Annotated in this window: 13 protein-coding genes; 8 read left to right on the top strand and 5 right to left on the bottom strand. The window is 38.8% G+C overall.

All coding sequences use genetic code 11. The features are described from left to right. The first annotated feature begins 104 nt into the window (after window positions 1-104). Entirely contained in the window at window positions 105-575 is a 471-nt protein-coding gene (locus tag M3O96_RS04765; RefSeq protein ID WP_249719157.1) for a Fur family transcriptional regulator, read from the top strand. Here M3O96_RS04765 and M3O96_RS04760 read toward each other — a convergent pair. From M3O96_RS04760 to M3O96_RS04745, 4 genes are all read right to left on the bottom strand, one after another. Beyond that, the gene (locus M3O96_RS04760) at window positions 572-1,015 is read right to left on the bottom strand and encodes an SRPBCC family protein (protein WP_249719156.1); all 444 of its coding nucleotides are present in this window, start codon (window positions 1,013-1,015) and stop codon (window positions 572-574) included. The two genes, M3O96_RS04765 and M3O96_RS04760, sit on opposite strands and share 4 nt — an antisense overlap. A 52-nt stretch (window positions 1,016-1,067) precedes the next feature. Then, window positions 1,068-2,006: a protease modulator HflC gene (gene hflC, locus M3O96_RS04755; RefSeq protein ID WP_249719155.1), complete on the bottom strand. Its 939-nt coding sequence runs from the start codon at window positions 2,004-2,006 to the stop codon at window positions 1,068-1,070. Further along, window positions 2,003-2,980, bottom strand: coding sequence for an FtsH protease activity modulator HflK (hflK, locus tag M3O96_RS04750; RefSeq protein WP_249719154.1), 978 nt, complete (start codon window positions 2,978-2,980; stop codon window positions 2,003-2,005). The genes hflC and hflK overlap by 4 nt, the downstream gene beginning before the upstream one ends. A 137-nt stretch (window positions 2,981-3,117) precedes the next feature. Continuing rightward, window positions 3,118-3,726 (bottom strand): cytochrome c oxidase subunit 3, encoded by a 609-nt coding sequence (locus tag M3O96_RS04745; RefSeq protein WP_249719153.1) that lies wholly within the window; start codon window positions 3,724-3,726, stop codon window positions 3,118-3,120. 140 nt (window positions 3,727-3,866) lie between these two features. On the opposite strand from M3O96_RS04745, the gene mfd reads away from it, so the two are divergent. The 3 genes from mfd to M3O96_RS04730 all read left to right on the top strand — a co-directional run bounded on the left by mfd (window position 3,867) and on the right by M3O96_RS04730 (window position 11,253). Then, entirely contained in the window at window positions 3,867-7,220 is a 3,354-nt protein-coding gene (mfd, locus tag M3O96_RS04740; RefSeq protein WP_249719152.1) for a transcription-repair coupling factor, read from the top strand. 178 nt (window positions 7,221-7,398) lie between these two features. Then, window positions 7,399-8,622, top strand: a complete 1,224-nt coding sequence (gene gldJ, locus M3O96_RS04735; RefSeq protein ID WP_249719151.1) for a gliding motility lipoprotein GldJ — start codon at window positions 7,399-7,401, stop codon at window positions 8,620-8,622. A 225-nt stretch (window positions 8,623-8,847) separates the two neighbouring features. Further along, window positions 8,848-11,253, top strand: a complete 2,406-nt coding sequence (locus tag M3O96_RS04730) for an alpha/beta hydrolase family protein (protein ID WP_249719150.1) — start codon at window positions 8,848-8,850, stop codon at window positions 11,251-11,253. A gap of 1,516 nt (window positions 11,254-12,769) precedes the next feature. Here M3O96_RS04730 and M3O96_RS04725 read toward each other — a convergent pair. Further along, entirely contained in the window at window positions 12,770-13,774 is a 1,005-nt protein-coding gene (locus M3O96_RS04725) for an SMP-30/gluconolactonase/LRE family protein (protein WP_249719149.1), read from the bottom strand. A 396-nt stretch (window positions 13,775-14,170) separates the two neighbouring features. Between M3O96_RS04725 and M3O96_RS04720 the strand changes: the two genes are divergently transcribed. The 4 genes from M3O96_RS04720 to drmB all read left to right on the top strand — a co-directional run bounded on the left by M3O96_RS04720 (window position 14,171) and on the right by drmB (window position 23,987). Continuing rightward, on the top strand, window positions 14,171-15,691 hold the full coding sequence (locus tag M3O96_RS04720) for a sulfatase family protein (protein ID WP_249719148.1): 1,521 nt from the start codon (window positions 14,171-14,173) through the stop codon (window positions 15,689-15,691). Between the two features lie 238 nt (window positions 15,692-15,929). Then, complete coding sequence (locus M3O96_RS04715) at window positions 15,930-18,308, top strand: DISARM anti-phage system protein DrmE domain-containing protein (RefSeq protein ID WP_249719147.1); 2,379 nt, start codon at window positions 15,930-15,932, stop codon at window positions 18,306-18,308. Beyond that, window positions 18,295-21,993 carry a helicase-related protein gene (locus M3O96_RS04710; protein ID WP_249719146.1) on the top strand — a complete coding sequence of 1,233 codons (3,699 nt, stop codon included), beginning with the start codon at window positions 18,295-18,297 and terminating at the stop codon, window positions 21,991-21,993. Before M3O96_RS04715 ends, M3O96_RS04710 begins: the two co-directional genes overlap by 14 nt. After that, window positions 21,993-23,987 carry an MrfA Zn-binding domain-containing protein gene (gene drmB / locus M3O96_RS04705; protein WP_249719145.1) on the top strand — a complete coding sequence of 665 codons (1,995 nt, stop codon included), beginning with the start codon at window positions 21,993-21,995 and terminating at the stop codon, window positions 23,985-23,987. Before M3O96_RS04710 ends, drmB begins: the two co-directional genes overlap by 1 nt. The last annotated feature ends 31 nt before the right edge of the window (window positions 23,988-24,018 follow it).

The following is a 24,018-nucleotide window of genomic DNA, read 5'->3' as shown; positions in this document are numbered from 1 at the left end:
TATCAGGAATGATACCAAATAACACGTAAGGAAACCAATGATGGGTTTGGTTTATTGATAAAATCTAAAAAATACCGCATCTTTATTTTTTGGTACTTATCATTATGGCAGAATTATCAGTTGTAGAAAAAGCAAAAAAAATTTTCGAAAACTTTCTTTTGAGACAGGGAAGCAGAAAAACCCCGGAAAGATATTCGGTATTGGATGAGCTTTATGCCTTACCCCAGGATGAACATATAGATGTCGAAGGTCTATTCTTATTGATGAGAAATAAAGGCTATACCATCAGCCGGGCCACAATTTACAATACTTTGGATCTTTTGGTGGAATGTGGATTAGCAGTAAAGCATCAGTTCAAAGACAAAGTCGCACTCTACGAACAAGCATTGACCTACAAGCACCACGATCACCATGTCTGCAACCAATGCCGGAAAATCAGGGAATTTTCTGACGAGAGAATCAACTCCATCAAACAAGCTATGGGAAAAGAATTTCAGTCAGGCATCACAAGCCACTCTTTGGTGTTGTATGGCGATTGTCAGATCCAAAACTGTGACAACCTCTCCTTGGCTTAGACTTTGGCCTTAAAGTATTTTTTGTAGATCGGATTCCTGTAAAGAAACTGCAGGTACATGGCAGGATAGAGAAATATTCCTATGAAGCCGGGGTTTGCATTAAAAGTGATTTCATCCCGGATGACAGAACCGCTTCCATTTTTAATTATCCTGTGTTTATGCCGCCATTCTTTTAGAAAAAATGGCAATTCTATGCCCTGATCGATAAAATAGAATTCATTGGAATCTGTAAAGTCCTCAGTAATGACACTAGTCCATTTTTGTTTGAAAAAGATAAAATTCAATTCCAAAGTCACGGTATCACCCTTTTTTGATCCATCAAACCGCAAGAGCTTGACAGGTGGGAAAGGTGGGCTGAGTTTGGTAAAAAGGTTTTGGTTAAACCCTTCCTTTACTGAAAGATAATCCTGTCCGACAGAGGTTTCTATATTGATCTTCATGTATATTTTAAGAAAAATATGGCGGAATTGTTTCCAATTTCCGCCATAAGTACTAATCTACCTTCTTGAGGTATCTGAAAAACTCAGAATCTGAAGAAAGGATAATTGTTGTATTTTCATCCAGAGCTTTTTCGAAACTTTCCATCGACCGGATAAATTTGTAAAAATCTACCGATTGTCTGCTCCTGTTATAAGCGGAAGCATAGATTTTGGTCGCCTCGGCATCTGCGCGGCCTTTGATTTCTTCAGCAAGTTTGAAGGCTTCGGATTGGATCAATGCAAGGTCTCTATCCTTGTTGCCTTGAATTTTACTGGCTTCGCCCTGACCTTCCGAACGGAATTGATCCGCTATCCTATTCCGCTCTGAAATCATCCGGTCATAAACCCTGTCACGGACCTCATCTACATAATTCATTCGCTTAAAGCGGAAATCCAAAATCCGTACACCAAGATCGGAAGTTCTTTCATTTGCTTTTTCCAGCACGATTTTTTCAATGTTTGCCCGTCCGACACTGATGTCTTCGAGGTATTCTATCTGCTCCATAAATTCTTCGGTGATCTCAGGGTCCCGATTTGTAGACCTTACCAAGTCCAGCAATTCATGACTAGCCACGGCATTTCTGGTCTCTCCATCTAAGATATCATCCAACCTCGATTGGGCAGAACGCTCATCCCTTAGCCGTATAAAAAACTGGAGCGGATTGGTGATTTCCCAGCGCGCATAGGTATCGACAAATATGAATTTTTTGTCCTTGGTGGGAACCTGATTTCTTGATCCTTCCCATTCCAGGTAGCGCTTGTCAAAAAATTGAATCTTGTGAAAATAAGGAATCTTAAAGTTTAATCCTGCTTCGGTTCTTGGTTCTCCGACAGGCTTGCCAAATTGGGTTACTATGGCCTGTTGGGTTTCGTCAAGAATAAAGATGCTGCTTAAAACCGTGTAAACGATAATGCCCAATAATATCAGTCGGAGTATAAGTTTGTTTCTCATGGGTTGATTTTTTTGGCTTTATCAATATTTAGTAAGGGAAGGATATTATTTCCTTTTTCATCGACAATGATTTTATTACCGATTGTTGGCAATACCTTTTCCATCGTTTCGAGATAGATCCTTTGTTTGGTTACTTCCGGGGATTTTACATAAGCGTCAAAAAGGCTATTGAACCTGTCTGCTTCACCTTTAGCCCTATTGACCCTGTTCAATGCATAAGCTTCAGCAAGTTGGACTGTCTGTTCAGCCTCACCTTTGGCTCGTGGCACCACCCTGTTGTATTCCGCTTCTGCCTGATTGGTCAAAGTTTCTCTTTCCTGCTGGGCTTCATTGACTGCGTTGAAGGATGGCTTTACCGTTTCGGGAGGATTGACATCCTGAAGTACCACCTGATCTATCCGGATGCCGTTCTGGTATTCATCGCACATCTGTTGAAGCAGGACTTCCACGCTTGTGGCTACTTCCTGTCTGCCAACAGTAAGTACTTCATTGACTGTCCGGTCTCCAACGATTTTTCTCATGGCAGCTTCTGACATGTCCCTGAGTGTTTTCTCTGCATTCCTTACCCTGAAAAGGTAATTGTAAGAATCAACAATCCTATACTGGACCACCCATTCCACATCTGTCAGGTTGAGGTCTCCTGTCAGCATCATGCTTTCTTCGCCAAAATTTCCTTTGGCATATTCAGACCTTTGATCGGCATTGATCGTCCTGAATCCAAATTCCTGCTTCAGCTGCCTCTGTACAGGTATTTTAAACATCCTTTCAAACCCAAATGGAAGTATAAAACTCAGCCCAGGTTGGACCGTGCGGTTATATTGCCCTAGCTGCACCACGACGCCTTCTTCTTCAGGTCCCACTGTTTTGGTACTTGTAAAAACTGCAATGACTAATAAAAGTCCCCCAATAATTTTGACGGCATTTTTCTTCACCCAATCGGGATCAATGTTGATTTCATATTTGTTTTCTCTCATATCTAGATGGTTAATTTGAATTGTCGGCCCTCATTTAGAGCACATTATAGTTGAGTTAAATTTTTTGTGAAATGATTCCGATCATAGGCTTTTTAAGGTGCCTATTTTTTTATTAGATCGAAATTACCTCTATTAATTTAGAAAGTGAGCACAAAAACCAAAAAGAGCACCAGCCAGATCAAATCCATAAAATGCCAATAAGTGGTAAAAAGTCTGATCCTCATCCTTTCAAAAGGGTTAGTCAGCATCAGGATTTGTTGGATTTCACTTTTTCCGTTTTGGTGGTATTGGACCAGCATGATCACTGAAAAAATCATCACCCCCAAAAGGTGGAAAATATGGATTCCGCTCAGGACGTATAGAAAGCTTCCGCTAGGCAAACCTCTGAAATCTACCCCCATCATCGACAATTCCCTCCATCCAAAAAACTGTAAAATTGTAAATACAAGACCAAGAATTGCAGTCAGGATGAGGTTTGACTTGAGTTTTTCCAAGTTTTCTTCATTGAAATAAATCAATAATTTGGAAACAGTAAATCCACTAAACAAGATTACGAATGTACTTACGATAAAAGCTTTGGGAATTTTATGACCGTATTGTTCAAAATACCCGGTACCTGAAGACAAAAATGCCACAGTCAAAAAAAGGAAAATCAACCCGCTGCCAAACATACCCAAATACATCAGGGTCTGGTAAGGGTGCATTTTTTCCACTTTTTGAAACCAGGTTTCTTTGGTTTTTTCCATTTCAATTTAATAGATATAAGGTTAAACATAATAGGGGGACATAGGTTCAAGCTAAAAGAATACAATTTCATAAATCGAAGAAGGAATACGATTATAAATCAATTTCCTAACTTTGTGCCTCATTAGTCAAAACTTCACAATTGGAAAAAAGCGCGTTTGTTTCTCTTTACGAAAAGGATCCTTTTGTACAGACCATTACCCAAAACATTCTCAAAGGAAAATCAGGCAACCATCAGATCAAAGGATTGTCGGGAAGTCTGGATAGTCTGATTTTTTCAGTTATTTTCAAATCCCTCAATGGCAGTCACCTGATTATTGCCCACGACAAGGAAGAAGCCGCCTATATCAATAATGACCTGCAGGAGCTTTTGGGAGAGGAGGCCATTTTCTTTTTTCCATCAAGTTATAAAAGACCCTATCAGTTTGATGAGGTAGAAAATGCCAATGTCCTGCAAAGGGCGGAAATTCTGAACAAACTCCTGACCCAAGAGCAAAAAGACCCCATCATTGTTACCTATGCCGAGGCATTGTATGAGAAGGTGATCAATAAAAGATCTCTTACAGAAAATACTTTCAAAGCCGCTGTGGGCGAAAAAGTAGACTTGGCCTTCATTTCAGAATTGCTCAGTACCTATGATTTTGAGAAAACAGATTTTGTGTTTGAGCCGGGGCAGTTTGCCATTCGGGGCGGAATCTTGGATGTGTTTTCATATGCGCATGACCTTCCTTATCGGCTTGAGTTGTTTGGCAAGGAAATAGAAAGTATCAGGACTTTTGATCCGGAAACCCAGCTTTCCATTGATACGATAGAGCAAATAAGTCTGATTCCGAATGTGCAGACCAAACTTCTTCATGAACAGAGGCAGTCTTTTTTGGAATTTTTACCGCTTGGGACATTGCTTTGGTTCAAGGATTATCAGTTTACCCTTGATGTCATCGAAGAAAACTTCAATAAAGCCAAAAGCCAGTTTGACCAGATTGTAAACCGCACTTCCAATCAAAAGCTGTTGCTGAAACCGGAGGACTTGTTTGATGGGGAGGATGCATTTATCAATAATGTATCTAGGTTTGGAAAAGTAGAGTTCGGAAACAAATTCTACTTGAAAGATACCACTACTGCGAGAATCGACTCTCAACCACAGCCTTCCTTCAATAAGAATTTTGACCTATTGGTACAGAATTTTGTTGAAAATGAAAAATCCGGAATGCTCAACATCGTCTGTTCTGAAAGTGACAAGCAGATCCAGAGATTGGAGAATATTTTTCATGAGCTTGACCCCACCTTAAAAGTACAATATTTGAAAATCGGTTTGCGGGAAGGCTTTGTGGACAGGTCACTTTCCATCGCCTGCTACACTGACCATCAGATTTTTGAACGATTCCATAGATACAAGACCAAATCCAAATCCAGTAAATCCAAGGCTTTGACTCTCCGTGAATTAAAGACGTTGCATCCTGGAGATTTCATTGTCCATATTGATTATGGTGTAGGGCGGTTTGCAGGCTTGGAAAAAGTGGATGTCCATGGCAAATCACAGGAAGCAGTCCGATTGATTTTTAGAGACGATGACTTGTTATTTGTCAACATCCATTCGATCCACAAAATCTCCAAGTATTCCGGACAGGAAGGCACGATGCCTGCCATGTCCAAACTCGGAAGTCCGGAATGGGAAAACAAAAAGAGAAAAGTCAAAGGCAAGGTAAAAGACATTGCCAAAGATTTGATAGCGCTGTATGCCAAAAGGAAAGGGGCAAATGGATTCAGGTTTTCTCCCGATTCGGTCATGCAGGTCGAGCTGGAAAGTTCCTTTGTTTTTGAAGATACTCGCGACCAGGCATCGGCAACCATCGACGTCAAATCCGACATGGAAAAGCCCTACCCAATGGACAGGTTGGTCTGTGGAGATGTGGGTTTTGGCAAAACAGAAGTGGCGATCCGTGCAGCCTTCAAAGCACTGAATGACAGAAAGCAAGTAGCCATTCTTGTACCTACGACCATTTTGGCGATGCAGCATTTTCATACTTTCACAGAAAGACTTGCCAATTTTCCTGTCAAAGTGGAATACATTAACCGATTCAGATCGGCCAAAGAGATCAAAGAAATCATCGCCCAAGTGGCTACAGGAGAAATTGACATTCTCATCGGCACCCACCGGATTGTCAACAAAGACATCAAATTCAAAAACCTCGGGCTGTTGGTCATTGACGAAGAGCAGAAGTTTGGCGTCAAAACCAAAGACCAACTCAAAGAAATGAAAGTCAACGTGGATGTGCTGACACTGACAGCCACCCCGATACCGAGGACGCTTCATTTTTCCCTGATGGGCGCTAGGGATTTGTCGGTCATAGCCACTCCGCCGCCAAACAGGCAGCCCGTCACAACAGAGATCCACACTTTCAGAGAAGAAGTTATCCGCGATGCCATCGCATTTGAACTGAAAAGAGGTGGGCAGGTTTTCTTTGTCCACAACCGTGTCGGCGAAATTGAATCTATCGCCAATCTAATCTTGAGGCTTGTACCTGATGCAAGGGTAGCCGCTGCCCACGGACAGATGGACGGCAAAAAGCTCGAAGACATCATGGTGAAATTTATCGAGGGAGAATATGATGTGCTTGTGTCTACCAACATCATCGAATCCGGATTGGATATACCCAATGCTAACACCATTATTATCAACCGTGCCCACATGTTTGGATTGAGTGACCTCCATCAGATGCGGGGCCGGGTAGGAAGAAGCAACAAAAAAGCGTTCTGTTATTTATTGACTACCCCAACATCAGGACTTACAGCGGAGGCGCGGAAGAGATTGCAGACCTTGGAAGAATTCTCAGATTTGGGTGATGGCTTCAAAGTGGCGATGCGCGACTTAGATATCCGCGGTGCAGGCAATTTACTTGGTGCCGAACAAAGTGGGTTCATTACCGATTTGGGGTTTGAGATGTATCACAAGATCCTTGATGAGGCGGTTCAGGAATTGAAGGAAAATGAATTTGCCTATCTCTTTGAAATCGACCTGAAAGAAAAGGTGGAAATCTTGGTGCAGGATTGCGTGATTGAAACCGATTTGGAATTGTTGATTCCTGAATCTTACGTGAGCAACATTTCAGAAAGGCTTGGTCTCTATTCCAAATTGGATAGTATCAAAAAAGAAGATGAACTTCAGGTATTTATCCAATCCATCAGGGACAGGTTTGGGCCGATTCCTTCTACTGTGGAGGACTTGTTTGAAACGGTTCGTTTGAGGTGGATTGCTGAGACATTGGGATTTGAAAAACTTGTGCTCAAAGGCGACGTTATGAAATGCTACTTCCTTCCTTCCGAAAGGGAAAAGTATTTCAAGTCAGATACATTTGGTAAGATCCTTGCTTACATCCAAAAACATGGCAAGTATTCTAAAATCAAAGAAGCAAAAAACCGCTTGATCTTGATTATCAATGAGGTAAAAAGCATTGATAAAGCAAAAAAATGGCTTGAAGAGATGAAAAATGCATAAATTTTCAAAATTTTTAACAAGATCATTTTTGCTTTTCCTCAAAAACAATTTGCATTATTTCCAACAATCATGCATAAAAACCATTTAAGGCATAAGGACTTGTGAAAAAAATTGTTGTGATAAAGATATTATTGATTATATATTAGCGTTCTATTTGAGGATTAAAAACAGTAAAAATATGGTTTTTGCGAAAAACAAAGCAGGTATAATTTTAGCTTCAGCATTGATTGTAGCTGGAGCGCTGCTATCATCTTGTAACAAAACTCCTGGATACGGCAGAAGAACAGCCGCCAAACCGGGAAAAGCCAGCCCAACAACAGGTGCGGAATATAGCTTTGATGCTAATGACAGTTCAAACTTTGTTGTTACGAGGCTTGCAAAACAAGAAATCGGACCAAACTTGAAGTTTATTCAAGGCGGTCGTGCAGTTCTTGGTTCACAGGAACAGGATGTCATGGCTTTCAGAGATAATGCTGAAAGGACAGTGACCATTGCTTCGTTTTTTATGGATGAAACAGAAATCTCCAACAATGATTACAGGGAATTCCTCTTTAATATGAAAAAGAAAGTCTCTGCGGATTCCATCAAAAAATTGGAACCGGCTGAAGGTGTTTGGGGAGGTGTATTATCATACAATGACGTCTATGATACCTATTATTTCAGGTTCCCCGGCTTCAACTTTTATCCTGTAGCAGGGGTATCTTGGGTGCAGGCGACTACTTATGCCAAATGGAGAACCGAATTTATTTCTAACCTAGTTAGAGAAAGAAATGAATTGGACAGTTCCCTTACCAAAAATCAGCTGATCGAAAGAGGAGTAGCTTTTGCAGAATACCGTTTGCCAAGTGAGGCAGAGTGGGAATATGCAGCCAAAGCAATGATCGGTGTTCAGTACATGGATGAAAACCAGGAATTTGGTAGAATCTATCCTTGGGACGGCAGAGGTGTCAGAAACCCATACAATGTAAAAAGACAAGGCAAGCAAGGAGACTTCCTAGCCAACTTCAAGCGTGGAAGAGGCGATTATGCAGGTATTGCAGGTAGCCGAACCAATGACGGAGAAATCATCCCAACCAACGTGTATGATTTTCCACCAAATGATTTTGGATTGTACAACATGGCAGGAAATGTCAACGAGTGGGTTCAGGACGTTTACAGACCGCTTTCTTATCAGGATTTTGATGACCTTAACCCTTTGAGAAAAGACGGTATCTTCGACGAATCTGATACGTACGGTACTACATTGATCGATGATAATTACAGAGTTTATAAAGGAGGTTCTTGGAGGGACATGGCTTATTGGCTTGCTCCCGGTACAAGAAGATTTATCCATCAGGACTCTGCTACCAACCATATTGGATTTAGATGTGCCATGATTTCGATCGGTGCAGATGGAAAATAATTTATTGTTTGTGTTTCATAAAGCAAAAGAGGTGTCCAAAAAGACACCTTTTTTTTATGTCCTTTTCTTAAAAATCACTTTCAATGGGTACACCCAATTCTTCATTCCTAATTCTGAATTCATAATTTATTTCCCCATTCAGCACAATTTCAAACCAATAAGCCCAAATGCTGTTTTCTATACATCAATTTGCAGTATTTTCAAATCAAAATTTACTTTCATGCTATGAAAAAATTATACCGATTAATCCTGGTTTTCACACTTTGTGGTTTTGGGGAAGTCATTTCTTCCAAAGCTCAAACCTATCAATCTCCTCCAAAAGCCATTGCGGACTTGGTCAATGCACCGATTACGCCTCAAACAAGTTTTAGCAGGTCAGGAGAAATTATGCTGCTACTCGAGCGGGCCGGTAATCCTTCTATCGAAGAACTTGCACAGCCGGAGCTGAGGATCGCCGGTATCCGTATCAATCCTGCTACCAATGGCCCAAGCCGTGGAGGATCTGTAGAAAATGTAAAATTAAAAAATACCCGAACGGGAAAGGAACAAGATATCAAAGGCCTTCCTGCCAATCCAAAACTGGGAAATTTCTCACTTTCCAAGGATGAGAAATTTGTGGCCATGACGCATACTTCCAATACAGGAATCAGCCTTTGGGTAGTTGATTTGACTACATTGGAGGCCAAGAAACTCACAGATGACATCGTCAATGCAGCCTACGGAAGTGCCATCACCTGGACACCGGATAACAAAATTCTCCTCAAAGCCGTCAACCCAAGCCGTGGTTCCATGCCCAAGGCACCACTTGCCCCTGCCGGCCCGATTGTTCAGGAGACTTCGGGCAATGCCGCACCATCACGAACTTATCAGGATTTGTTGACCAATTCTCATGACGAAGCTTTGTTTGCCTACTTTATGGATTCGCAACTCATGTTGGTAGACCTGAGTGGCAGCAAGCAAGCAGTAGGAGCCTCAGGCTTGATTTCTTCCGTTGACCTTTCTCCGGACGGTAACTTTATATTGGCAGAGGTAATCAAAAAACCATTCTCATACCTCGTTCCTGCTTCCCGTTTTCCATATGATGTTGAGATTTGGGACAGCAAAGGAAATAAAGTCAAAACCTTAGCCCAAATTCCTTTAGATGAAGTCAGGCCAACAGGCTTTGATGCCACAGTTACAGGACCTAGATCTATCAGTTGGAGAGCAGACAAAGGCGCTTCTCTCTATTGGACCGAGGCACAGGATGGCGGAGATCCAAAAGTCAAGACGGACGAAAGGGAAATCATTTATACTTTGGAAGCTCCATTTACTGCCACACCAACCAAGCTAGCTAGTATTGGATATAGATTTGGAGGCATTTCATGGTCAGACGACAACTTTGCCCTTTTGAATGAAAGATGGTTTGCCACCAGACAAGAAAGAGTGTCTGTCATCAATCCTTCCAAACCGGGTGAAAAGGGTGCTGTCATCATCGAGCGCAACTCGGATGATATCTACAATGATCCGGGAAATCCTGTTTTTACCACCAATGCTTTTGGCAGAAATGTGATTTTGAGAAAAGGAGATGATGTATTTATGACCTCCGAAGGGGGAAGTCCCGAAGGAAGCATGCCATACCTGTCGGCATTCAATGTCACAACCAAAACTGAAAAAATCATTTGGAGAAGCCAAGCTCCCTATTACGAAAGGGTAGCAAAGGTCCTCAATGCTGACGCCACAGAATTTATCACCATCAAGGAAAGCACCGATATCCAACCCAATTATTGGTTGGTCAATACGAGGAAGCGCATCGCTCCGATGCAGATTACCAATTTTGCCCATCCTTACGAATCCATCAAGGGTATAAACAAGCAACTCGTCACCTACAAAAGAAACGATGGTCTCAGTTTGTCTGCCGTGGTCTATACCCCTGAAGGCTATGACCCTGCCAAAGACGGCAGATTGCCGGTATTGATGTGGGCTTATCCAAGGGAATACAAATCCGCAGCCACCGCCGCACAGGTACGTGGTTCCAAATACCAGTTTACCAGATTAAATTGGGGATCACCGATCTATTGGGTGACGCAGGGATACGCAATCATGGACCAAACTGAAATGCCGATTGTCGGTGAAGGGGACGACGAACCTAATGATACTTTTGTAGAGCAACTTGTGGCCAATGCAGAAGCAGCTATAGATTACATCGTGGATCAGGGAATCGGAGACAGGAAAAAAATCGCTGTGGGGGGACATTCTTATGGAGCCTTTATGACGGCCAACTTGCTTTCTTACTCTGACTTATTTGCAGCAGGAATTGCCCGAAGTGGAGCATACAACAGGACTTTGACTCCTTTTGGATTCCAATACGAGCAACGAAGCTATTGGGAAGCTCCCGATGTGTACAATGTGATGTCGCCATTTATGAATGCACATAAAGTAAAAACCCCAATCCTTTTGATCCATGGTGAGGCGGACAACAACTCGGGCACTTTCCCAATCCAGTCTGAGCGGTATTACAATGCACTGAAAGGTCACGGTGCTACGACAAGGTTGGTGCTACTTCCACATGAAAGCCATGGCTATGCAGGCAAAGAATCTGTTTTGCATACCCTTTGGGAAATGAATACCTGGCTTGAAAAGTATGTCAAATAACCTTTGAGGTCTTTTTTGACCTCGAAGGTTTCCTTCCTAAAAAGAAGCAAGAGGCAAGAAGCGGGAAACGAGAAGCAAGAAACGAAAATCAGCCTCCGAAAGGGGGCTTTTTTGTTTTCTCTGTGAAACTGCGGGAAAAAATATTTACCACTGATGCACACAGATTTTCACAGATGGTTTTCTATTAACGTCATTCTGAACCGGAGCTTGCGGAGGTGAAGAATCCCATATTTTATTGGTGTTTTTCTTTGCGTCTTCGCGCCTTTGCGGGACACTTTTTCAAGAAAATTAGTGCTCTTTTTTTTTTCTTCCCTGCGTCTTTGCGTGATATAATATCATTTTCTAGGTGCTCTCCGCGTCCTCTGAGGTAAAAAATTTTCTTTGCGTCTTCGCGCCTTCGCGGGACAATTTTACCGCAATGATCGCAATGGTTTCGCCAAGAACGCAAGGTGCCTTTCTTCAGGCTGTTACTTTATCTTTGTGTTTTTGTGCCTTTGTGAGACACACTCTCTTTTTTTTCTGATATCTGCAGGAAAAAATATTTACCACTGATGCACACAGATTTTCACAGATGGTTTTCTATTAACGTCATTCTGAACCGGAGCTTGCGGAGGTGAAGAATCCCATATTTTATTGATGTTTTTCTTTGCGTCTTCGCGCCTTCGCGGGACAATTTTTCAAGAAAATTAGTGCTCTTTTTTTTGCTTCCCTGCGTCTTTGCGTGATATAATATCATTTTCTACGTGCCCTCCGCGTCCTCCTGAGGTAAAAAATTTTCTTTGCGTCTTCGCGCCTGCGCGGGACATTTTATACCGCAATGATCGCAATGGTTACGCCAAGAACGCAAGGTGCCTTTCTTCAGGCTGTTACTTTTTCTTTGTGTTTTTGTGCCTTTGTGGGACACACTCTCTTTTTTTTCTGATATCTGCAGGAAAAAATATTTACCACTGATGCACACAGATTTTCACAGATGGTTTTCTATTAACGTCATTCTGAACCGGAGCTTGCGGAGGTGAAGAATCCCATATTTTATTGGCATTTTTCTTTGTGTCTTCGCGCCTTTGCGGGACAATTTTTACCGCAATGATCGCAATGGTTTCGCCAAGAACGCAAGGTGCCTTTCTTCAGGCTGTTACTTTTTCTTTGTGTTTTTGTGCCTTTGTGAGACACACTCTCTTTTTTTTCTGATATCTGCAGGAAAAAATATTTACCACTGATGCACACAGATTTTCACAGATGTTTTTCTATTAACGTCATTCTGAACCGGAGCTTGCGGAGGTGAAGAATCCCATATTTTATTGATGTTTTTCTTTGCGTCTTTGCGGGACACTTTTTCAAGAAAATTAGTGCTCTTTTTTTTTGCGTCCCTGCGTCTTTGCGTGATATAATATCATTTTCTACGTGCCCTCTGAGGTAAAATTTTTCTTTGCCTCTTAGAATCTTTGCGGGACATCTTTTATTTTTTTGCGGCCCTGCGTCTCTGCGTGAAATTAATTCCCTTAGTGTGGGAAAAGAATCACTTCAACCCCATCTTCAACACATAATTATCTGCAGTGATATATAGCGTCTTTTCATCAGCCGAAAAAGCACAATTAGAAGTTGCCTCTCCTGTAACTATCCTAGCCAAAGCTTTCCCATTAGCATCAAAAAGCCAAACTCCTCCCGGTCCAGTTGCAAATAGATTGCCCGAACTGTGCATTTTCATACCGTCAGGTGAACCATTATATCCTGGCTTTCCTACATACGATGTTGCATCAAAAAACAACTTTCTGTTTTCCACCACTCCTGGAGAAACAATGTCATATTGAAACCAAACTGCTTGTTTTGAATCTGAGTTGGCCACAATTAATTTTGATTGGTCCGGTGAAAAAGTGATGCCATTGGGTCGGGAAAGCGTGTCCACAAGGAGGAGTTCCCCATCTGTCTTCAGGCAAAAAATTCCTTGAAAATCAAGTTCCTTAGCCGGATCGTCCACATTAAATTCCAAGCCATAAGGTGGGTCAGTGAAGTATAAATTTCCCGCCTTGTCATAGATTGCATCATTCGGGCTGTTGAGCCGCTTGCCCTGATAGTTATCCACAATGCTTACAAAATCTGCCTTGGGCTGATCCAAAGGCGCGTTCATCTTAGCCATCCTACGGTCTCCATGCTGGCAAAGCACGAGATTCCCCTGTGGATCCAAAATCAAAGCATTGGAACCAGTCTCTCCTCCCCGGGCAGTTTCACCGGTATAACCTGAGGGATTGAGGTAAAGGCTTGTTTCTCCGGAAGCATCAATCTGAAAAATCGAGTTGTTTGGAATATCTGAAAATAATAGCTTCTGTTCCTTCTCCAACCAAAGCGGTCCCTCTGTCCATGCATATCCTTGTGAAATTACCTCAATTTTTGCATCCGGATTGATGAGACTCAACGCTGCTTCATCCAAGATTTCTATTGAACTGTTTGCTTTCATGGTGTTTTTGGATTGGGTACAGGAAATGGCTATCAGGAGAAATAACGAAAATACGATGGAATCCTTCATGGTCTTTTGGGTTAGATACATATACAAATATCAATTTCGGATTTTTCCCTTGGAATCGGACTATCAAAGCCTTAATTTTTGATTTGTAGGAATAAGAAAAATGGTTTTCGGGAATGAGAGAATTTTCTCATCAAATCATTAGCGGAGACCTTAGAACCTCAATTCTGATCAGGGTTTTCTTACAGACAATTAAATTGGTTTCGACAGTTTTATCTCACTTTTCCAATTGCGAACGCACTGCGTTCACAATTGAGCTAGACACATTATCGCAACATTGATACAAGTCGAAAATCGGCCCCTTCAGAGCGGTTTTACCGGATTCAATTTTTTTAAGAAGTACATAAGTATTAAATTTTGGTTTGGCATTTTACTGACTACCCAAAACCAGACCCAAACATGAAACCATCCCATCTCCTCTTTTTTTCCTTTCTACTTCTTTTTTCATGTGGAAAGAAAGAAATGGAAAAGGCATCTCCAAAGCCCCCAAACATCCTTTTTCTGATTGCCGATGATTGGTCTTATCCACATGCCGGCGTATATGGAGATCCTGTGGTTCGGACACCTACTTTTGACAGACTTGCTACAGAAGGCGCCTTGTTTACCAATGCCTATACCGCTTCTCCTTCCTGTTCACCTTCCCGCGCCTCGATTTTGCTGGGAAGATATCCACACCAAAATGAATCCGGGGGAAATCTTTGGTCAGAATTTCCCGCCCAATATCCCACCTATGTCAGCATCCTCGAGCAAGCCGGTTACTTCACAGGTTCCACCCGCAAAGGTTGGGGACCGGGAGAATTTTTGGTCTCCGGCCTCGCCCACAATCCTGCCGGAAAGCAATTTGAAGACTTCAAGACCTTTTTGGACCAAAGACCCAAAGACCAACCTTTTACCTTTTGGTTTGGCAGCAGCGATCCGCACCGCGAATACGAAACCAACACCGGAATCCAAAGCGGCATGAAGTTGTCTGATGTCATTGTCCCTGGATTTTTTCCTGACAATGACTGTGTGCGGAATGATATCCTGGACTATTATTTTGAGATAGAGCGCTTTGACAGGGAATGTGGACAACTCATCTCCCAACTCGAAGAGATCGGTGAACTCGACAATACCATCATCGTGATGACAAGTGATAACGGCATGCCTTTTCCCCGTGCCAAAGCCAACCTCTATGACCTTGGCACCCGGATGCCCTTGGTGATTCGGTGGCCTGCAAAAGCCAAACCGGGAACTGTCATTGACGATTTTGTAAATTTTGTGGACTTTGCTCCGAGCTTTATCGAAGCGGCAGGTCAGGAAGTCAATGACATGAGTGGACAATCCCTTTGGGCACTATTGGAAGGCAAAAAACAAAACCGGGATCAGGTATACCTCGAGCGTGAGCGGCATGCAAATGTACGCAAGGGCGACCTCAGCTACCCCATGCGGGGAATCAGAAACCACCAATACCTCTATATTTGGAACCCCATGCCCGAGCGCAATCCCGCCGGCGACCCGACAGTCCACCAAGCTGTAGGTCAATATGGAGATGTAGACCATTCCATCACAAAGTTTCTCATCATGAACGCGGAAGGCAAATCCAAACCCGGAAAACCAGATTTTTTTGCCCTTTCCTTTGGCATCAGACCCGAGGAGGAATTGTATGACGTGGTCAAGGACCCCAATCAATTATACAACCTAGCTGCCGAACCAGAATCTCAAGCAGTCAAAGAACAGCTGAAAACCCAACTATTGGCTTGGATGACCGAAACCGGAGACCTGAGAGCCACCTCTCCGAAATCTACCTATTGGGATAAGGTGCGCTACACCCCAAGTTACCAAATGGAAGATGCCCCCATCCAACAACGTATCGAAACCTACCGCATCCTTCCTCCATTTGGAAAGGATAGTAAGGAGGGGATTGGGTGTTTGGAGGATTAAATTTTGATATTTTTTCAAAGCTTGACTTAGTCGTTTGATTAGCCGAAAATTTGATGAGTGCTTTTTTAGTGTAAAAGGTTTTTTGAAAAATGAGATGATGGAAAGGAACATGAAAACATTAGAAAGTAGTAAAAGAAAAAATTAATAGATAATTTTTTTCACCAAATGCACAAATCCGTTAAAAAAACAACTAATTTGATTTTTTTCAATGAAGAACGATTTTCAGAAAGTATTTATTATGAATGAAATTAGAGAATATACCTTAAGTTTACTTGATCGATCACGCCAAAATTTAAGAAATGAGTATAATCTTGATTCTTTCAATTTATCAGATTTTCAATCGATAAATTTTTATTTGATTGATAGAGCTCTTAACAAAAATAGAAATCTTTTCATTGAGTATTTTGAAAAAGAATTGCCCTTACTTTCCCAATTTCCAACTGTTTTAGCTGTTGCTATATCTCTGTTTTTTAAAAATTATTGTGATGATAAGACCGAATACAATGAAGGTGACATCCTCCAATTAGATGGATATAGATATAAATATGTTAAAAAAAACCCTGATGGAACCCATTTTTTAATTAGTAGCAATGGTCAAAAGCCATCTGTTTCGAATAAGTCATTAAAAAAATATATAATTACCAACGCAGATATTTCGAGCAGGAAAGTACGAACTAAATTCGATGATTATAAAAAACTTTTCAATTTGGTTTTTGGAACAGATTACGTCCCCTCAAAATTTAACTACAAATCTGCGATCATTTTAGAAAAGAAAGAGTTTGATGACGAAATTAAAAATCAAACATACACAGAAATTGATATATTAAAAGCAATTCCGATAAGATGGATTTCAAAAAATGGCACTGAATCTTGGAATCATATTCCCATTGAACCTATGATTCTTTGTGTTCCGGATTTTGAAACTTTGGAAGAATATGTTTTGGAAAAAGGAGTTAAAATTGAAAGCTTAATTGTCATTGGTAAGAATAAATATAAGGACAATGACCTGACAAAAATTAAGAGATACTTAAGAGAAGGAGAAATTCCGAATTGTGTAATTCTTGGCAATGAGGGCTTTGAAGACAATAATGGACAATTTATTAAATGGCGTTGGACTTATGAAGAATATGCTTTACTTGAAAATTTATTTCTAGGCAAAATTGAGCCATATTCTGTGCCATCAAATCTTTTTGAGGATGCGATTAACTCATTGCAATCATTTTTAAGTGAATTAGAATCTACATTTTCAATAAGTCTAAATAATGCTAAAACCTTAAGAAAGTTCCTGTACCCGTTAGTGTTATCAAAAGAATCAAATAGCAGGAATGTTAATCAATTAGAGTATGTAAGGCATTTACTTTTAAAGGTTAGTAATGAGGTTATTATTGAGAATTTATACAATCAAAACATTGATTCGAGTGAAGAAATAGTTAAGGTTGAACAATTGATAAACGAGATTTTCAACCAATTCAAAAACGATAAATTAAAATTGCTAAATAGTTTTGATTATGACATCATAATTGTGCCGGAACCATTACTGTCTAATTGGAAAAATGAATTCAATTCGAAAACTAAGTTACTTTCCCTTAAGGAGTTTCTGAAAATCCACAACAATTATACAACCGTTAAGCAAGTTGCCATTTTAAGCGTATTCGGCAATGGGAGCCAGCCATTTGATGTTGTTAAAAACATTTTAAATACAAGGCATCAATATAAAATCTTGTGTTATCAAGAAGAAATGGAAATTTTGGAAAACTTAAATAACCGCTATTTCAATGAGATAATTAGAGAATATACATCTAGCGATAGGGAAAAGATAACAGGCTTGAAATATGAAATTGCACCTATTGAAATTAAGGTATCAGACTTAATAGAAAACCTGCACGACAAGTCACAAAAAGATAGTAAGGAATATAACTATGAAGAGACCGAGCTTGTCAACTATGAAATTGAATTTGAGGAAAGAGAAGAAAAGATTATTTCAGATGGATCAAAAAACGTGCTACTCTATAGTAATGGTGGTTGGACTAAAAGCAAAGTGTCAAACTTAATTCAAAAAGATAGCGTCAGGATTTATAATAATCTCTCCAAAGAAAAACTTTTTGAAATAGCTGCCCAACAAGATTCAAAAGGTAGGTTTAATAAAGTGGACTCCGATTCTAAAATTTGGAAAGAAGCTCTTTTAAGATTTTTCCGTACAAAAACACATTATAATACTTTTTACACTGAAACGGATTTGTTGAAAGAACTGAAAAAATCAGGATTAACTATTTCCAATCCATTGACCATAAAAAAATGGTTGACCAAAGAAGATAAAGAACGATTTCCAAATTCAGCAAAAAATTTAATTGCAGTTAAATCAACACTAAATGACCAGGTTCTCAATGAAAATTTTGAATCAATAAAAAAGAGCAAAAGATTCTACAGAGGAATTATGATTTCTTTAGGCAGAGATTTGAGTGACGATGTTATGGAATATATTGTAAGCGATGGAAAAAATATAGGTAAGGTACTTTCAAATTTTAAGGAAGATGAGATAAAAATTTTCATTCAAAAAGCAGCACCAGAAAGAACTATTAAAAACATTTTAATTACAGAAGAAGATGAGTCAATTTGATATTCTAGACGAAAAAGCTAGGGACATAATACAAAGCAGAATTCAGAAAGGAATGATTGGCCCAGGTTCAGATACTTGGGGAGTTGGGGATAGCGAAGAAATTATTTCCGATTATCCATTACAAAGGTATTTTAGCGGCATTGTTTTTCCTGACAAAACTATTTGTAAGACGATTGATGAAAAGGAAAATGCAGATGCAGAAAGTGATGCCCCAATCGAGTCAAAAGAAACAAATGAAGAAGACCTTGAAAAACAAAAGGAAGTTGAAACAAAGTTATCTGGCATAGCCAACCCAAACGATAATGAACTTAAAATAAGCCAAAACAACTTCTTCCCAACCAACTTAGGCCTATCAGTTGCTTTGCAAAAAGATATTAAGACAATAGATGTTACCTTTTCTTTCGGACAATACTATCAACCAAAGCAATCAGAGATTAAAATTAAAATAAATCAAGCGGGATACGATTCATTTTTTGAAGAAGGTTTTCCTATTCCATTGGCTTGGAGAGACATATTGAAATATGAGGAAGGCTTTATGTTTCTTGAAAGAGATTTAAAAGGAGAACAATCAAAGCCTGAAAGGGAAAATGGAGAATATGGTCAATTAGATAAATTCAAACATTTCAGTAATCTAAAACGCCAAACTGAAGAAGGTGGATATTTCTCTGCATACTATTACATAAACTATTTGGAGAAACTAGTGAGTCGAGTTTGGAAGCGGAAAGATTTTCAAATTACCGAAAAGATAGTAATTGAAAACACAAGCAAGCCCATTTTACTAAATCTTGGTGATGGAATATACAAAGACACAAGAGTTGGCTATAACATAAAGGTTTATCCTGCTTCAAATTCAAATTATATAAAAGTTCAAATAGTAAACTTAACTGAGAAACACCCCTCAAATAGATTTTCAAATAAATCAGAACCCTTAAATAAAAAATGCCTATTTCAAACAGTAATTTCTATAAAATCAGAGGGAATCACTGAATATAAAGACCATACTTTGTCCACATATTACCCAGATGCAGAGCTCGAAGATAAAGAAGCAGAAGAAATTGAATTCATATACAGAAATGTAAATAGCTATGCCGTTGGACATAACTGTTCTGCGAAATGGAATGAAAATCACACGTTAGCAGAAACCACTTTTTTGCCTGAACAAAACATAAAAGATGTTATAAATGAATTTGATGATAATAGTCTTGACGATTGCCTTGATATAAGAAATCTTTCAAATTGGGGCTTACCAAAGGAAACTGTCATAGCCAATTTAAAACGCTTTGTTAAAAGCTACAAAGAGTGGATTGAAAAACAAGAAACTGAGGTTAAAAAACTTAACAGAGCAGAAAAAGAAATAGCTAATCGATTACTAGACAGGCAAAAGGAAAATTTCAACAGATTAAATTTCAATGTTGATTTATTAAATGATGATAAAGTATTTAGGGCTTTTAAGATTGCGAATACTGCAATGCTTATTCAATTGATTGTTTCAAATGACAAAAGATTGGGGAAAGTTGAAAAGGAAATTAGCGAATTTGATATTGAATTAAACTTTGACAATCTTGAATTTTTTAAGACCTATGACTCAAAAAAACAATTAGGATTTATTCCAAAATACAGACCATTTCAATTAGCTTTTTTCATATTGAGCCTTGAAGAAATGGTCAAACCTGAGAAAAGACAACAAAAGAATACTGTTGACTTAATTTGGTTTCCAACAGGTGGTGGTAAAACCGAAGCTTATTTGGCAGTTACTGCCTTTACAATTGCTTACAGGAGAATAAATAACGAATTAAATTTTGGAGGTACTTCTGTAATAATGAGATATACTCTCAGGCTATTAACTGCACAGCAATTTGAAAGAGCATCAAGATTAATTTCCTCACTTGAATTTTTACGAAAGCAGAAAGAGTTTAAAAACGACCTGAAAGATGGTGAAGGGAATGAAATTACTATTGGACTTTGGGTAGGGCAAGCATCAACGCCAAATACAATTCAAGAAGCTAATAAACTGCTTGACGGTGAAAAGTATGGAATGGAGGCGGAAGCACAAAAAGGTAATAATGGAGACCCTCATAAATACAATGAGTTTCAAATAAGTAGTTGCCCTTGGTGTGGCACAAAGTCAATTTCAAAAGTTAAAAACAATAATGGCAAGGAGGTTTGGAAATATGGATTCAAATCAAAAAGAAGTGATTTCATAATTCATTGTTTGAATCAAAGGTGCACTTTCCATAAACGCCTACCAATACAGGTTGTCGATGAAGTTTTATATCAAAACCCTCCTACACTATTATTCGGAACAGTTGATAAGTTTGCAATGTTGGCTTGGCAAGAGAATGCACACAATTTTTTTAAAGCAAATACAGATGAAGGACTTCCACCAGATTTGATAATACAAGATGAATTACACCTTTTAAACGGTCCTTTGGGTTCAGTAACAGCTTTATTCGAAAGTACTATAGAATTATTATGCACAAAAAATGGAATTGGCCCTAAAATCATTTCATCAACTGCAACAACTCGAAATACCGATTTACAAATAAAAAGATTATATGGTAATCGGAAAGTCAATGTGTTTCCACCATCGGGAATAAATTATGATGATAGTTTCTTTGCAAAAGAAAGTAAGGAAAGTAAAAGAAGATATATCGGTTTTATGCCAACAGGCAAAACAGCGATTGACACACAATTACAATTACTTGCTCATTTATTGGTTTCACGACTTGAGGTCTTTAAAAACTTAGAAACTAAATCAAGCACAGACAACTATTGGACAATAGTATCTTATTATAACAGCCTAAAGGACGTAGGAAAGATATATAACAAGGTGGGCGATGAAGTTTCAAATTTCACATCTACTTTGCAATATCGTTTGAGTCAAATCTTCCAGCCATTTGATGAGTATTCATTTAACTTTTATGGTATTCCTAGCAGAACAGAAGAATTGACAAGTCGCGTTGAAAGTGCGAAAATCAAATCAGTGCTTAAGGAAATTGAGAAACCTTTTGATGAAAGTAAATTAGTTACAAGAGAAAAGGGACTGAAATACCTGACTGATGTTGTTGACTTTGTTCTTGCAACAAATATGATTTCCGTGGGAATCGATATTAGCAGACTAAATATTATGGTATTAAATGGAATGCCTAAAAACATTGCAGAATACATACAAGCATCGAGTCGTGTTGGTAGAAAAACCAAGGGTTTAGCTATAACACTTCTAGACCCGAATAGGGCACGAGAAAAATCATATTTCGAGCATTTCATAAATTTCCATAGTGCTTTTTACAAATGTGTTGAACCTATAAGTATTACACCATTCACTGAAAACACAATTGATAAAATGCTTACAACAGCCTTTGTAACATACATAAGAAATAAAATTCCTGCTATGGCTAAAGATGATTCTGCAAGATATTTTGAAAAAGTAAAAGCAGATGAATTTATTAATTTCATAAATAATAGATTTGGCGATGACCCTGATATAACCTCATATTTTATTAGTTCTATAAACGATTTAATTGAAGATTGGCAAAATAGAGCAAGTTTGGGAAGTAAGTTAACATATAAGTCACTTCTAAAACGACCAACCGAACGACAAGACGATGGTGTGGATTGGGCAACAATGCAATCTATGAGGGAAATAGACACAGATACTTTTGTAGAAATAAAATCAGTTTACTAATGGCACTACAAAATAGAAATACAAGTTCAGATAAAAAGTTTGTAAAAATTCAAACTAGAAAGGTGATTAGTGCTTATGGTGGTTCAGGCTCTTTAATTGAAACACCATATGGTGCTTTAATGATTGAGGATTTTGATAGATGGCCATTCTTTAAAGGCGAATATAAAGATGGTCAATGGATTATTAATATCCCCAGTGCCTTTCACATTAATGATGAAAGACTCCTACAAAGACTTAATCATAAAAGCGGATTTTCAAGGCTAGAAGCTTTTGTACACGTACCAGACAATGTTTCATCAAGTAAACGTGCAGACATACCAGAAAATGAAGATGAAACAATTAGTGCGATATTCTTTCCAAAATGGTTTTATTGTAATAAATGTGAATGTTTTAAGCCTATTAACCAATGGTGGGACATATGGAAAAATGTGAAAGGGAGAACAGCTACTAAAAAGGACTTTGCACCACCAAAATGCGGGATTTGTTATGAAAAAAGCGAGAAAAAATATGCTCCTGAATTAGAGCAATTAAGATTCATAATGACTTCGCCTGATGGTGAAATAAAAGACATCCCTTGGGAGTTATGGACTACAGCCCAAAAAGTAGTAAAAGACGAAGACTCGGAAAATGGTTCTATTTTGCTTGACTATGGAAACCCATGTTGCGATAAACAAGACTTACGATATCTTAAATCAAACAAGTTCTCTGACTTAGCAGGTATTAGAATTAAATGTGTTAATGATGATTGCGAAAGAAAAGGACGTGAAATCAATTTAGCAGGTTTGTTTGGTCTGAGAGTATTTAAAAAATATCTGAAAGATGATGAAGGAAACAAAATCCAAAAAGAGGGTAAAGATGTCAGAGTGTTTTTTAAACCAGTAATCAGAACAAGTAATAGCGTTTATTACCCTATAATGGTTTCAAGTATTTTCCTCCCAACAGACAAAGGAATAATAATTGAAGACCAAGAAAGCATTGATGAATGGATTGATGAGAATGAAGATGCTGATTTTATTTTCCGTGCACTTAAAAAGAAATACCCAATTGAGGTTATAAAAAAATACATTGAAAATAAGCAAGTCAATCAGTACGCTCCTGAATTAGAATATCGCTTAACTGAATATAATTTTTTAACCAAATCTGTTGGCTCAAAGTATGAAGACCCCTCGAGAAATTTGATTTTCAATAAAGTTGAAATTTCTAACCTAATAAAACTTGGTATTGAACAGCTTATCGGTATAAAAAAACTAAAGATTACATCTGTTCAGACAGGTTTCACTAGACAGGAACCAATGACAAGTGATGTTTTTATGTCAGACACAGGAGAAACTTATACAACAATTGAAGGGAAATTTACTTCTAAATGGAAGCTAGACACCAAATATTTGCCAGCAGTAGAAAGCTTTGGTGAAGGCATTTTTATTGCATTCTCAAATGAACAAATTGAAAAGTGGATTGATAACTCACTAGGAAGTCAATCTTTTTTAATGAGGGTAAATACTCTTTTTCAAAATGCAATAAATCACGAATACAAAGGAGTTCGAGAAAAATTTCTTTCAGAAAGACACTTAGCAAGGTTTGTTTTAATTCATACGATTTCACATATCCTAATTAAAGAATTGGAATTTTTATGTGGTTATCCTGCAACCTCATTAAATGAAAGACTTTTTATTGATGAGCAAAATATGCAAGGTCTGTTAATTTATACCGTGGCAGGTGCGGAGGGCAGTTTTGGAGGATTAGTTTCCCAAGCAACGGAACAACAAATAACACGAATCTTAAAATCGGCATTAAACAGAGCCTCAGATTGTGCTTCTGACCCCATTTGCTATAATACTGATGATGGACAAGGAATCGGTGGTTTAAATATGGCCGCTTGCTACTCTTGTACTTTGGTTCCAGAAAACGCCTGCGAGGAGTTCAATTCTTTTCTTGACCGAGCATTACTAATTGACAAAGATTATGGGTTCTTTAAAAAAGGAATTTCCAATTAAAGAAAATTTATGCTTGCTATCTATTTTAAGT

The sequence above is a fragment of the Aquiflexum sp. TKW24L genome, from assembly GCF_023502205.1.
Classification (GTDB): domain Bacteria; phylum Bacteroidota; class Bacteroidia; order Cytophagales; family Cyclobacteriaceae; genus Cognataquiflexum.
This window is presented reverse-complemented; position numbering and strand designations above follow the sequence as displayed.